Origin of the sequence: Methylobacterium sp. EM32, from assembly GCF_040593685.1 — a bacterium.
Lineage (GTDB): Bacteria > Pseudomonadota > Alphaproteobacteria > Rhizobiales > Beijerinckiaceae > Methylobacterium.
Genome location: NZ_JBEXZS010000222.1, coordinates 1 through 11192, shown reverse-complemented (window position 1 = coordinate 11192; position 11192 = coordinate 1). Strand labels below are relative to the sequence as shown.

The 11192-nt window shown below is 71.7% G+C and carries 13 protein-coding genes and 1 pseudogene; 8 read left to right on the top strand and 6 right to left on the bottom strand.

What is annotated here, in order from left to right; genetic code table 11:
• Both ABZT49_RS28540 and ABZT49_RS28535 read left to right on the top strand, forming a co-directional pair.
• Positions 1-220: pseudogene (locus ABZT49_RS28540) on the top strand (hypothetical protein); the annotation flags it as partial.
• Positions 221-646: 426 nt separating this feature from the next.
• Positions 647-1297, top strand: a complete 651-nt coding sequence (locus ABZT49_RS28535) for an aspartate/glutamate racemase family protein (protein ID WP_355291162.1) — start codon at positions 647-649, stop codon at positions 1295-1297.
• Positions 1298-1324: 27 nt separating this feature from the next.
• Here the strand turns inward: ABZT49_RS28535 and ABZT49_RS28530 are convergent, their stop codons facing one another.
• Positions 1325-1897 (bottom strand): HD domain-containing protein, encoded by a 573-nt coding sequence (locus ABZT49_RS28530; protein ID WP_355291160.1) that lies wholly within the window; start codon positions 1895-1897, stop codon positions 1325-1327.
• A 182-nt stretch (positions 1898-2079) separates the two neighbouring features.
• Between ABZT49_RS28530 and ABZT49_RS28525 the strand changes: the two genes are divergently transcribed.
• The 3 genes from ABZT49_RS28525 to panC all read left to right on the top strand — a co-directional run bounded on the left by ABZT49_RS28525 (position 2080) and on the right by panC (position 3811).
• On the top strand, positions 2080-2322 hold the full coding sequence (locus tag ABZT49_RS28525) for a type II toxin-antitoxin system VapB family antitoxin (RefSeq protein WP_355291158.1): 243 nt from the start codon (positions 2080-2082) through the stop codon (positions 2320-2322).
• On the top strand, positions 2322-2726 hold the full coding sequence (locus ABZT49_RS28520; RefSeq protein WP_355291156.1) for a type II toxin-antitoxin system VapC family toxin: 405 nt from the start codon (positions 2322-2324) through the stop codon (positions 2724-2726). Before ABZT49_RS28525 ends, ABZT49_RS28520 begins: the two co-directional genes overlap by 1 nt.
• Before the next feature lie 221 nt (positions 2727-2947).
• Positions 2948-3811, top strand: a complete 864-nt coding sequence (panC, locus tag ABZT49_RS28515; RefSeq protein WP_355291154.1) for a pantoate--beta-alanine ligase — start codon at positions 2948-2950, stop codon at positions 3809-3811.
• 24 nt (positions 3812-3835) lie between these two features.
• On the opposite strand, the gene dapD is transcribed toward panC, so the two are convergent.
• The 3 genes from dapD to ABZT49_RS28500 all read right to left on the bottom strand — a co-directional run bounded on the left by dapD (position 3836) and on the right by ABZT49_RS28500 (position 6873).
• Positions 3836-4681, bottom strand: coding sequence for a 2,3,4,5-tetrahydropyridine-2,6-dicarboxylate N-succinyltransferase (dapD, locus tag ABZT49_RS28510; protein ID WP_355291152.1), 846 nt, complete (start codon positions 4679-4681; stop codon positions 3836-3838).
• 60 nt (positions 4682-4741) lie between these two features.
• Positions 4742-5194: a Crp/Fnr family transcriptional regulator gene (locus ABZT49_RS28505; RefSeq protein ID WP_355291150.1), complete on the bottom strand. Its 453-nt coding sequence runs from the start codon at positions 5192-5194 to the stop codon at positions 4742-4744.
• A gap of 155 nt (positions 5195-5349) precedes the next feature.
• The gene (locus ABZT49_RS28500; RefSeq protein WP_355291148.1) at positions 5350-6873 is read right to left on the bottom strand and encodes a sensor domain-containing diguanylate cyclase; all 1524 of its coding nucleotides are present in this window, start codon (positions 6871-6873) and stop codon (positions 5350-5352) included.
• Positions 6874-7097: 224 nt separating this feature from the next.
• On the opposite strand from ABZT49_RS28500, the gene ABZT49_RS28495 reads away from it, so the two are divergent.
• Positions 7098-8186, top strand: coding sequence for an alanine racemase (locus ABZT49_RS28495; protein WP_407943589.1), 1089 nt, complete (start codon positions 7098-7100; stop codon positions 8184-8186).
• A 252-nt stretch (positions 8187-8438) separates the two neighbouring features.
• On the opposite strand, the gene ABZT49_RS28490 is transcribed toward ABZT49_RS28495, so the two are convergent.
• Positions 8439-9125 carry a response regulator transcription factor gene (locus tag ABZT49_RS28490; protein WP_355291144.1) on the bottom strand — a complete coding sequence of 229 codons (687 nt, stop codon included), beginning with the start codon at positions 9123-9125 and terminating at the stop codon, positions 8439-8441.
• Positions 9126-9285: 160 nt separating this feature from the next.
• On the bottom strand, positions 9286-9975 hold the full coding sequence (locus ABZT49_RS28485; protein WP_355291143.1) for a 3'-5' exonuclease: 690 nt from the start codon (positions 9973-9975) through the stop codon (positions 9286-9288).
• Between the two features lie 126 nt (positions 9976-10101).
• Between ABZT49_RS28485 and ABZT49_RS28480 the strand changes: the two genes are divergently transcribed.
• A complete protein-coding gene (locus ABZT49_RS28480; protein WP_355291141.1) occupies positions 10102-10635 on the top strand; it encodes a L,D-transpeptidase family protein in 534 nt (177 codons plus the stop codon).
• Between the two features lie 174 nt (positions 10636-10809).
• Positions 10810-11010 (top strand): hypothetical protein, encoded by a 201-nt coding sequence (locus ABZT49_RS28475; RefSeq protein ID WP_355291139.1) that lies wholly within the window; start codon positions 10810-10812, stop codon positions 11008-11010.
• Positions 11011-11192 lie beyond the last annotated feature (182 nt).

The following is an 11192-nucleotide window of genomic DNA, read 5'->3' as shown; positions in this document are numbered from 1 at the left end:
TCCCCCGCCCCTGCGCTACTTCCCGCGCGGCGACAGCGACGCCTCGCCCGCCACCCGCGGCGATCCCGCCTGCCAGGGCTTCATACCGACCAACGCGCCCGGCGACCCGACCTATGTCGGCTCGCCCTTCGGCATCGGCAAGCCGAGCTATTACGGCTTCCCGCCCGCGCGCGGCGTCGACGATCCCTATGGACGCCGGATCGCCCGGGGATGCTTCTAGAGCAGTTTCCGACGAAGTGGATACCGGTTCGTCGCAGAAAGTGCGACAAGATCAAAGACCCGGAGAGCTTCGCGATTGCAACGCGATCGCGAAGTGCTCTGGAACGTGAGAACCTGTTTGACGGCTGGGTGAATTTATCCCACCCACGACCTCATCCTGAGGTGTCAGTCGATGGACAATCGACTGACCTCGAAGGAGGCCTCCAGACGCCTCTCCGATCCCTGGAGCCCTCCTTCGAGGCTCACTTCCTTCGCACCTCAGGATGAGGTCGCGGGTGGGACACGGAAAACTGCCATTGGGCTGGCTTCGCAAGTCGAACAGGCTTTGAGTTGAGCCGGGCCGCGCGCCTCCGCGGCGGAGCGATTCGATCTTGCCGTCCCGTCCCCGACGGGTAAACCCGGTCCTGCCGCCGCCGGATCTCCGCCCATGACCCGCATCGCCTGCCTCCACACCGTCGCCAGCAACGCCGCGCTCTTCGACGAGGCCCTGCAGGCGACCGGGCTGACCGGTGTCAGCCTGCGCCACACCGTACGCCCCGACCTGCTCGCCGCCGCCGAGCGCGAGGGGCGGCTCACGGCCGAGATCGCCGCCGAGACCGTCGCGGTCCTGCGCGGCCTGTATGCGGAGGCCGACGCGGTCCTGGTGACCTGCTCGACCCTGGGTCCGGCAGCCGAGAGCGCAGCCCTGGACGCGCCCGTCCCGATCCTACGGGTCGATGCGGCCCTGGCCGCGGAGGCAGTGAAGGCGGGTGGCCGGGTGGTGGTGCTCTGCGCCGTCGCCACGACGGTCGAGCCGACCCGGCGCCTGTTCGAGGCGGCCGCGCGGGCGACGGGTGCAGAGGTGAGCGTGCAAGTCGTTCCCGAGGCCTGGGAGGCGTTCAAGGCGGGCGAGTCCGACCGCTACCGGACGCTGGTCGCCCGCGCCGCCGGCACCGCGCGGGAGGACGGCGCGACCCAGGTCGCCCTGGCGCAGGCCTCCATGGCCGGCGCCGCCGCCCTGCTTCCCGAGGCGATCCGACCGCTGACCAGCCCGACGGTCGGCCTCGCGGCGGCGATCGCTGCCGCCCGGACGGCGTAGGCGACAGAAAGGGCCAGGGGCAACGCCCTATTCCGTGGGCCCGACCATGCGCGCCCGCGTGTCCTCGTCGAGCACGGCCCGGATCGCCGCCGTCAGCGGGTGACGGGCGGTGTACCGGGCGCCGTAATCGAGGTTGAAGGCGTAATCGAAGCCCGGCGGGTTGCGGCCCTGGTTATGCTGGAGGATCGTCTCCAGCTTGTCGAAGCCCTTGGCCAGGACCGCCTCCGGCGAGGTGCCGGCCTCGTACTCCTCCCACAATGCCATGATCTCGTCCCGGCGCACCGGCGGCAGCGTCGCTGTGAGGGAGAGGAGGTCGCGGCGCTCCTGCACGCTCTTGTCCGCCGCGCGGGGATCGGTCGCCGGGATGTCGCCGCCGACCGCCTCGCCGAGGTCGTGGACGAGGCACATCTTGATGAGCTTGAGCGCGTCGATCCCCGCGACGCCGTCGGCCAGCACCATCGCCATCAGGCAGAGGCGCCAGGTGTGCTCGGCGGTGCTCTCCTGCCGGCCCGACGCGGTGGCACCGCTGCGCAGGGTGCTCTTGAGGGCTTCGGCCCGCCGCAGGAAATCGAGCGTGCCGGCGAGGTCGTCCGGGGTCATGGAACAAGTGGCTCCTTCGTTCAACCGGGCGACGGCACAGCGGAAGGATGCCGGCCGGGGGTGTCCGGAACGAACCCGAGCGGCCGGCAGCTCCTCCGAGGTGAAGCATCCCGGCTCCGCTTTGCGCGCGTCGATATCACAATCTACATGTCCGACTCGAGACGAACGGTTGGAGAGGCGGCATGACGATCAGTGTCGACAACCCCGAGGCCGATGCGCTGACGCGCCAATTCGCCGAGCTCGCCGGCGTCGGCATCACCGAGGCGATCGTCATCGCCATGACGGAGGCGATCGAGCGCCGGCGCATCGAGACGCCGCGCGAGGCCGCGGCGCGTCTTCGGGCGAAGCATGGCGTGGTGCTCGGCCAAGCGGCACGCGCCCCGCTGCCGCGCGAGGCTTACGACGCGATGTGGGCGGAAAGCTGATGTTCATCGATGCCTCGGCACTCGTCGCTGTGCTGTCGGACGAGCCGGAAGCCGGACGCGTGTCCGATGCCATCGCCGGCGCGGCCATCCGGATCACCTCTCCGGTCGCCGTGCTCGAAGCGGCGCTGGCCCTGGCCCGTCCGGACAAGTTCGCGATGACGCTCGCGGCCGTGCAGCCGATCATCCTGGAGTTCCTCGAGGCAAACGGGATCGAGATCCGCGACCTGCCTCCGGCCGAGCACGCGACGGCGCTGGCCCTGTCCGCCGCGCATCGGTACCGCGCCGGACGCCGGGGCCTCAATCTCGGCGACTGCCTGCATTATGCGTCGGCGAAATACGAGCGCGTGCCGATCCTGGCGACGGCAGACGAATTCAGGCAGACCGACCTGGAGACCATTCCGTAGGGTACCGTACGTTCGATCGACGAACAGGCAGCCATCCAGATACCGGATTTTCCCATCGTTTTTGCTGGAAATACGCAGTCCGCTTCATCGAAAACAGTCACGATCCGTATGACTGCCATTCGACTGCGGAAGACAACCCAACTTCACGCGGCACCACCCTGGCGCCCGATCCCCGCCCCGATTACGCTCCCCGCCGATTCGGCCGACAGGAGCCCCGCGCGATGATACCACCCCCCTCCCCGTCCGCCCTCCGCCAGTTGACCGACGTTCCGGCCCTGCGGGCGCAGGTGCGGGCGTGGCGGGCGGCCGGCGAGGGCGTGGCTTTGGTGCCGACCATGGGGGCGCTTCACGAAGGCCACCTGTCCCTGGTGCGGCAGGCGCAGGCCGGCAGCCGGCGGGTCGTGGTCAGCATCTTCGTCAACCCGACGCAGTTCGGCCCGAACGAGGATTTCTCGCGGTATCCGCGCGTGCTGGAAGCCGATCTCGCCCTGCTGACGGAGGTCGGGGCCGATGCCGCCTTCCTGCCCGACGTGGCGACGATGTACCCGCCGGGATTTGCCACCACCGTGACGGTGGCGGGGCTGACCGACGTCCTGTGCGGGCCGGTGCGCCCCGGGCACTTCGCCGGCGTCGCCACCGTGGTGACGAAGCTCCTGCTGCAAGCCCTGCCCGACCGGGCGATCTTCGGCGAGAAGGACTTTCAGCAGCTCCAGGTGATCCGGCGCGCGGTCCGCGACCTCGACGTCCCGGTGGCGATCGAGGGCGCGCCGACCCTGCGCGAGTCCGACGGCCTCGCCCTGTCGTCGCGCAACCGCTACCTCTCGGCGGAGGAGCGGCGAACCGCTCCCGCGCTCTATGCCGTGCTGCAAGGGGTGGCCGAGGCCGTGCGCGGCGGCGCGGACACGGCGCCCGCCTTGGCCGAGGGCCGGGCGGCCCTGGAGGCAGCGGGGTTCGCGCCGGTGCAGTATCTGTCGGTGAACGACGCCGAGTCGCTGGCGCCGCTGGAGCGGGTCGCGGGCCCGGCGCGGGTGCTGGCGGCGGCCTGTCTCGGCCGCACGCGCCTCATCGACAACGTCGCAGTCTGACGACGACCGCGACGCCCGGGATATTCAGTCCCGCAGAAGCTCGTTGATGCCGGTCTTCGCCCGGGTGCCGGCATCGACGCGCTTGACGATGACAGCGCAGTAGAGCGACGGGCCGGGGGTGCCATCCGGCAGGGCCTTGCCGGGCTGGGTGCCCGACACCACCACCGAGTAGGGCGGCACGCGGCCGTAGGAGACCTCGCCGGTGGCCCGGTCGATGATCTTGGTCGAGGCGCCGATATAGACGCCCATCGAGAGCACGCTGCCCTCGCCGACGATCACGCCCTCGGCGACCTCGGCGCGGGCGCCGATGAAGCAGTTGTCCTCGATGATGACCGGGTTGGCCTGGAGCGGCTCGAGCACGCCGGCGATGCCGGCGCCGCCGGAGATGTGGCAGTTCTTCCCCACCTGGGCGCAGGAGCCGATCGTGGCCCAGGTATCGACCATCGTGCCCTCGCCCACATAGGCGCCGAGATTGACGAAGGAGGGCATCAGCACCGCGCCAGCGGCGATGTGGGCGCCCCGGCGCACCACCGCGCCCGGCACCGCCCGGAAGCCGGCGGCGCGGAAGCGCGCGGCGTCCCAGCCCTCGAACTTCGACGGCACCTTGTCCCACCAGCCGCCGCCGCCGGGCCCGCCCGGGATCAGCGCCATGTCGTTGAGGCGGAAGGAGAGCAGCACCGCCTTCTTGAGCCACTGGTTGACGACCCAGTCCTGGTCGCCGGACTTCTCGGCAACCCGCGCCTCGCCCGAATCGAGCAGCGCGAGGGCGGCCTCGACGGCCTCGCGCACCGGCCCGCTGGTGTCGGCGCCGACAGTCGCGCGGTCCTCCCAGGCGGCTTCGATGGTCCGGGCGAGATCGGCGTGCGACATGGGAGGCGTCCAGGCGGGAGTTCGGTTCGGCTCCCCTCTAGCAAAGCCCCTGCGGTGCTGTCACGTCGGGTCGGCGGCGCGGCTGTCGGCGAAGGCGCGGGTCAGGGCGGCGAGCTCGTCGGCGAGGGCGTCGTGGATCACCGCGGCGGCGTCCGGAAAGACCTCGAGCATCCGGCGCATCACCGCCTGGGTGACGACCATGACCTCGACCGGGCTGCTGCCGGCCCGCGCGGTGGTCGGCCGCTCGACGGGCGAGAACAGGGCGGCCTGGCCGATCAGCGCCGAGGGACCGGCCTCGACCGGGGCGCCGCGGGGGCCGCGGGGCTCCAGCACCACCGTGCCGCGTGTCACCACGAAACCGCCCTCGGCGGTCTCGCCGCGGGTGAACAGCACGGCGCCCGGCTCCAGCCGCCGGCGCTCGGCCGCGAACGAGATCAGCCGCAGGGCGTCCCGGTTCATCAGGCCGAACAGCGGCGCCGCCTCCAGAATCGCGATGTCGTCGTCGAGCGCCAACGGCCCCGCTCTCCCCTCCGGCGCCGGCGTCAGATCCCTGACCGGCCCGGCCAAGCTCTAGAGCATTTTGCGCCGCGCTGGACACCGGTTCGTCGCAGAAAATGCGGCGCGGTGGAAGCCGGGGCTCCGCGCTCCCCCCATGCGCGCCGCCTCCCTCACGCGACCTGCGCGCCCGCTTCGCTACCGGGCCGCGCCACCACGCGGTTGCGCCCCTGGCGCTTGGCCTCGTAGAGCGCCGCGTCAGCGGCCGAGAAGACCTGCCCGCCGGTCTCGCCGCCGACGATTTCGGCGACGCCGAGGCTCACCGTGACGATGCCGCCCTCGTTGCCGACATGCGGGATCTGGAGGCGGGCCACCGCCTGGCGGATCCGGTCGGCCCGGGCGACGGCCGCCGGGCCGGACGAGCCCGGCAGCAGCACGGCGAATTCCTCGCCGCCGATCCGGCAGGCGGCCTCCGCCGGCGCCCGGACCTGGCGCTGCAGCACCCGGGCGACGGCGCGCAGCACCTCGTCCCCGGCGAGGTGGCCGTAGGTATCGTTGTAGCGCTTGAACCGGTCGGCATCGAGGAGGACGAGGGACAGGGGGATACCGGTCCGCGCGGCCTCCTCGCCCATTCGCGCAAAACTCTCGTCGAAGTGGCGCCGGTTCATCAGGCCGGTGAGGCCGTCGGTCTGGGCGAGGCGGGCGAGGTCGCGGTTGGCCGCCAGCGCCCGCTCCTCGGCGCGGGCGCGCCGCTCGAGCTCGCGCTGGAGCACGAGGGTCAGCCCGATCATGCCGGCGCACAGGAACGCCACCAGGACGGCGATCACCAGCGCCCTCGGCCACCACAGGTCGGCAATGGCCTGCGTCGGCACCACCACGGTGGCGACGAGCGGATGCGTGCCGATCCGGCTGTAGCTGAACAGGCCCTCGACCGCCTCGGTGTAGCCGGTCGCGACGAACCGCCCGGCGCGGTGCTCGAAGAAGCGCCGGAAATGCGGCGCCGCCGTCAGGTCCTTGCCGATCGCCTCCTCCATCATCGGGCTGCGCACCAGGAGCTCGCCGCTCTCGCGGAAGAACGCGATCCGGGTGCGGTCGCCGAGGCTGAGGCGGCCGAACAACGTGTTGAAGTAATCGATGTCGATCGTGCCGACGACGACGCCAGCGAAGGCCCCGTCGGCATAGGTGAGGCGGCGGCTGAGCGGGATCACCCAGCGCCCGCCCGGCGTCATCCGGAGCGGCTTGCCGATGTGGAGCCCGACATCCTCCCGCTCCTTGTGGATCCGGAAGAAATCCGCATCGGGAAAGCGCAGCCGGCGGGGCACGATCGCGGTCGAATCGGCGAAGGCCTGGCCTTGCGCGTCGAGGGCCAGGATGGCGCCGAGGCCCTTCGCGGTGGCGGCCCGGTCGAACAGCACGGCCTGGCGCAGGGCCGGCGCGATGCCGTCGATCTCCGGATCGTGCAGGCCCTCGACCACCGCCTGGAGCGACAGGTCGTAGAGCTCGATGTTGCGGTCGACCATGTGCTCGACCGCTTCCAGCAGGTTCTGCGACACGCGGCCGACCTGCTCCCAGGCGCTGCGGCGCATCTGCATGACGGTCAGGCCCGAGGCGGCGCCGATCACCAGGGTGGCGGCGACGATCGCCCCAGCCAGCGTGCGGGATGCGGTGGACGGTCGCCTGCGGGATCCGGGTTGCATCGACGCTCCGTTGCGCGGTGCCAGCGCTCCACCTGATCTATGATCGGAAGCCTAAGATTGGGTTGCCCCCCAAGGACAACCGATTGTTATGACCGCGCGTTCTCGCGCGGGTGGGCGGCAAGCGCCTTTTGTGGATACGATCCCGCGCGGAAGACTCCCGGAGGAGGGACCACGATGCGTGCCGATACGAGACCGCTCATGATCAGCCGGGGCACGCCGCGATGCTGAGCCCCGCCCTGCGCGAGGAGATCGCCCGCCGCCACGGCACGCCGGCGGTCGTCATCGACCTCGACCGGGTGGCCCGCAACATCGCCCGGCTCCAGGCCGCCTGCGACGCGGCCGGCCTCGCCAACCGCCCGCACATCAAGACGCACAAGAGCCCGGTCCTCGCCCGGATGCAGATCGAGGCGGGCGCCCGCGGCGTCACCTGCCAGAAGATCGGCGAGGCCGAGGTGATGGCCCGGGCCGGGATCGACGACATCCTGATCAGCTACAACCTGATCGGCCCGCACGCGGTCGGGCGCCTCGGCCGGCTCCTGCGCGAGAGCGCCGCCCGGATCACGGTCGCGGCCGACAATCCCGTGACGGTGGCGGGCCTGCCCGAGGCCGCGCGCGCTGGCGGGCGCAGCTTCGACGTGGTGGTGGAATGCGACACCGGCCGTAAGCGCGCCGGCGTCGAGACCCCGGGCGAGGCGGTGGCGCTCGCCCGCGACATCGCCGGCCTGCCCGGCCTCGCCTTCGCGGGCCTGCTCCTCTATCCCCCGGCCGGCGCCGCCGACGGCGCGCAGGCCTTCCTCGACGCGGCGCGGGCGGGCCTGGCCGAGCACGGGCTTCACCCCCGCATCGTCTCGACCGGCGGCACGCCGAACCTGCCGGAGCTCGGCCGGGTCCGCGGCGCCACAGAGCACCGGGCCGGCACGGTGATCTTCAACGACCGCATGATGATGGCGGCCGGCGTCGCGACGCTCGAGGATTGCGCGCTGGCGGTGCTCTCCCGGGTGGTGAGCCGGGCCGGGCCTGAACGCGGCATTCTCGACGCCGGCTCGAAGACGCTCACCAACGATTCCGGCGGCGGCCTCGACGGGTTCGGGCTCATGCCCGACCATCCGGGCGCGCGCATCGGCGCCTTCGCGGAGGAGCACGGCTTCCTCGACCTCGCGGCCTGTGCGGTGCGGCCCCCGGTTGGGACGCTCGTCGAGGTGGTGCCCAACCACGTCTGCGTCGTCGTCAACATGGTCAACGAACTGGTGGCCGTGCGGGGCGGAGAGATCGTCGGCACGCTGCCGGTGGAGGCGCGGGGGATGATCGCGTGAGCGTATCCCGATGGTGGATGCCATCGTGGTGACGATGGTTCTGCCACCCTCAGGGTCATCCCGGGGCTCGCCGAAAGGCGAGAACCCGGGATCCATAATCGCTGACGTTGGAGAGCGAGGCGGATCGCGTCTCGTCCCGTCTTGAACCGTCGGCGGTTATGGATCCCGGGCTCCGCTGCGCGGCCCCGGGATGACCCGGAGGGTGAGAGCACCGTGGGATGAGCCGAAGGCCACCTCGCCGCAGGCTCAAGGCTACGGCAGCAGCTTGTACCCCCCGCCCTCCGTCACCAGGATCGAGGCGGTCGCCGGGTTCGGTTCGATCTTCTGGCGCAGGCGGTAGATGTGGGTCTCGAGGGTGTGGGTGGTTACCTGGGCGTTGTAGCCCCACACCTCGGCGAGCAGCGTGTCGCGCCCCACCACCTGCCGCCCGGCGCGGTAGAGGAAGCGCAGGATCGCGGTCTCCTTCTCGGTGAGCTTCAGCTTCGAGCCGCGCTCGCCGACGAGGAGCTTGGCGCCGGGCCGGAAGGTGTAGGGGCCGATCTGGAACACCGCGTCCTCGCTCGCCTCGTACTGGCGCAGCTGGGCGCGGATGCGGGCGAGCAGCACCGCGAACTTGAACGGCTTCGTCACGTAGTCGTTGGCGCCGGCATCCAGCCCCTGCACGGTGTCGGAATCCGAGACCTGGCCGGTCAGCATGATCACCGGGCCGCGAAAGCCACCCTGGCGCATCTGCCGCACCGCCTCACGCCCGTCGAGGTCGGGCAGGCCGACATCCATCACCACGAGGTCGACGCGCTCGGCGGCGACCCGGTCCATCGCCCCCCGCGCGGTCTCGGCGGTGACCACCTCGAAGGCGTCCGACAGGGCGAGCTGCTCCGTCAGGGTGTCGCGCAGGGACGGATCGTCGTCGACGACGAGCAGGCGGTGGGCGTTCGACATCGAACCGGCACTCTCGAGGAAGGTGGATGGGTGCGTAAAACCCTCCCACCGGCCGGGCCACGGTCCCGGACGGACCGCAGCCTGGCAGCGTGCGGGGCAGAGTAGCGGAGCGACAAGCCGCGGCAAGGGCCGGGCCCCGCCCTGTCCACGGCGCTCGCCCTCAGGCCCGGGGCGGCAGCGCGCCGTCTGGGCGGGTTGGGACGGGGCGCAGGTTGCTCGGCGCGGCGAGATCCGGGCGCGCCACCGCCACCGGGCAGGCCTGGAGCCAGAGATAGGCCCGGAGCGCCAGCCAGGCATCCTCCAGCGCGCCGTGGCGGGTCCCGACCCGGGCGATGCCGATGCGCCGGCACACGGCGTCGAGGGCCGCCCTCCCCTTCTCGCCCCGGCGGCGATAGGCCTCCATGGTGCAGTAGACCTTCGCCGAGACCGGGGCGCGGCCGGCGGCGGCGAGCTCGCGGTTGAGGAAGCCGAGGTCGAAGGCCGCGTTGTGGGCGACGATCAGGTCGGCCCCGGCGAGGAGGTCCGCCAGGGTGCCCGCATGGGCAGCGGCCGGGTCCTGGTGGCGCAACAGCCAGTCGTCGTAGCCGTGCACTGCCTCGGCCCGCGGGTGGCTCGCCCGGCCGGGATCGAAGATCAGGTGGTGGCAGGCGATGGCCGGCGCGCCGGCGGCGAGGGAGGCGGTGGCGAGCACGACCGCCCCGAAGCTCACGACCCGGTCGGTTTCCGCCAGTCCCGTCGTCTCGACGTCGACCGCGACGAGGCGCGGCGGCAGCCAGCCGAGCCAGTCCGGCGGGGAATTGGGAAGCGGGATCGGCGAGGGAATCGGCGAGGAGGGCATCGGCGAAGACATGGCGGTCGGGCGGGCTCGAACGGGGACGGCGCAGCATTCTCCGCTCGCCCGGGCGCCCTGTCACGCTCCCCTCGACGGGCCCGGAGCCGGCGCCGTAGAACGGGGTCCCATGACGAACGGGGTCCCATGAAGCGCATCACCCTCCCGCACCTGCGGGTCCGCCCGGACCCCCTCGACCGGCGCCGCGGCACGCTGATCGCCGGCCCGGTCCTGATCCCCTGCGCCCTCGGCAAGGGCGGCCAGACGCGGATGAAGCGAGAGGGCGACGGCGCCTCGCCCCGCGGGACATTCCGGCTGCGCGGCGGCTTCTACCGGCCGGACCGGCTCGGGGTGCGGCCCGCGACCCCCCTCCCCTTGCGCCGCATCCGGCCGCAGGACGGCTGGTGCGACGAGCCCCGCGACCGGCGCTACAACCGCCCGATCCCCCTGCCCGCGCCCGGCACCAGCGCGGAGACGATGTGGCGCGACGACGGGCTCTACGACCTCGTCATCGACCTCGACTACAACCGCGGCCCGATCCGCCCGGGCCGCGGCAGCGCCATCTTCCTGCACGTCGCCCGCCCCGGATTTCGGCCGACGGAAGGCTGCGTGGCGCTCCGCCGCCCCGACCTCGTCCGGCTCCTGCGCCGCCTCGGACCGGGCACCCGCCTCACGATCTAAACAAGCTGTTCTTCGATCAGGCCGACAATTTGAGAGAATTTTCTTCTCGATCGATGCTGCGGAGCACAAAAAACTCTTTCATTTTGGTAACGCTGCCACACTCGCGCTGCGCGAAAACATCCTGTACGGTCCTGCTGCCACAGAAAAACCGCATCGGACGCAGGGAGAAGACGCATGCTCGACGCCTATACCGCGACCGAGATCGTTCGAGCCCGACAGATTCACGCGGCGGAGGGCGCCCGCGGCACCCTCTGGCACAGCACCGCGCGCTACCGCGACGGGCTGCCGAACTCCCCGATCCTGCTCACGGACGAGGATCGCGTCCGCTTCCTGGAGCAGGCGCGGGAGGAGATCCGCTGCCTGCACACCAATTGACGGTAACGCCCTGAACCATTTTCCGACGAGGTGGAGACCGGTTCGTCGAAGAAAATGCGATGACATGAATGACCGAGAGCGGGGGGGGGGGGGGGGCGGCGGGAGGCGGGGGGGGGGGCGGGGGGGGGCGGGCGGCGGCGGGACGGGACGCCCCCGACCCCGCGGCGAGAGAGGGGGGGGGG

What these genes read in the sequence shown, in the direction of transcription:
- ABZT49_RS28535 (WP_355291162.1), top strand. Translation starts at nt 647, where the DNA reads ATGACCCGCATCGCCTGCCTCCACACCGTCGCCAGCAACGCCGCGCTC.
- ABZT49_RS28530 (WP_355291160.1), bottom strand. Translation starts at nt 1,897, where the DNA reads ATGACCCCGGACGACCTCGCCGGCACGCTCGATTTCCTGCGGCGGGCC.
- ABZT49_RS28525 (WP_355291158.1), top strand. Translation starts at nt 2,080, where the DNA reads ATGACGATCAGTGTCGACAACCCCGAGGCCGATGCGCTGACGCGCCAA.
- ABZT49_RS28520 (WP_355291156.1), top strand. Translation starts at nt 2,322, where the DNA reads ATGTTCATCGATGCCTCGGCACTCGTCGCTGTGCTGTCGGACGAGCCG.
- panC (WP_355291154.1), top strand. Translation starts at nt 2,948, where the DNA reads ATGATACCACCCCCCTCCCCGTCCGCCCTCCGCCAGTTGACCGACGTT.
- dapD (WP_355291152.1), bottom strand. Translation starts at nt 4,681, where the DNA reads ATGTCGCACGCCGATCTCGCCCGGACCATCGAAGCCGCCTGGGAGGAC.
- ABZT49_RS28500 (WP_355291148.1), bottom strand. Translation starts at nt 6,873, where the DNA reads ATGCAACCCGGATCCCGCAGGCGACCGTCCACCGCATCCCGCACGCTG.
- ABZT49_RS28490 (WP_355291144.1), bottom strand. Translation starts at nt 9,125, where the DNA reads ATGTCGAACGCCCACCGCCTGCTCGTCGTCGACGACGATCCGTCCCTG.
- ABZT49_RS28485 (WP_355291143.1), bottom strand. Translation starts at nt 9,975, where the DNA reads ATGTCTTCGCCGATGCCCTCCTCGCCGATTCCCTCGCCGATCCCGCTT.
- ABZT49_RS28480 (WP_355291141.1), top strand. Translation starts at nt 10,102, where the DNA reads ATGAAGCGCATCACCCTCCCGCACCTGCGGGTCCGCCCGGACCCCCTC.
- ABZT49_RS28475 (WP_355291139.1), top strand. Translation starts at nt 10,810, where the DNA reads ATGCTCGACGCCTATACCGCGACCGAGATCGTTCGAGCCCGACAGATT.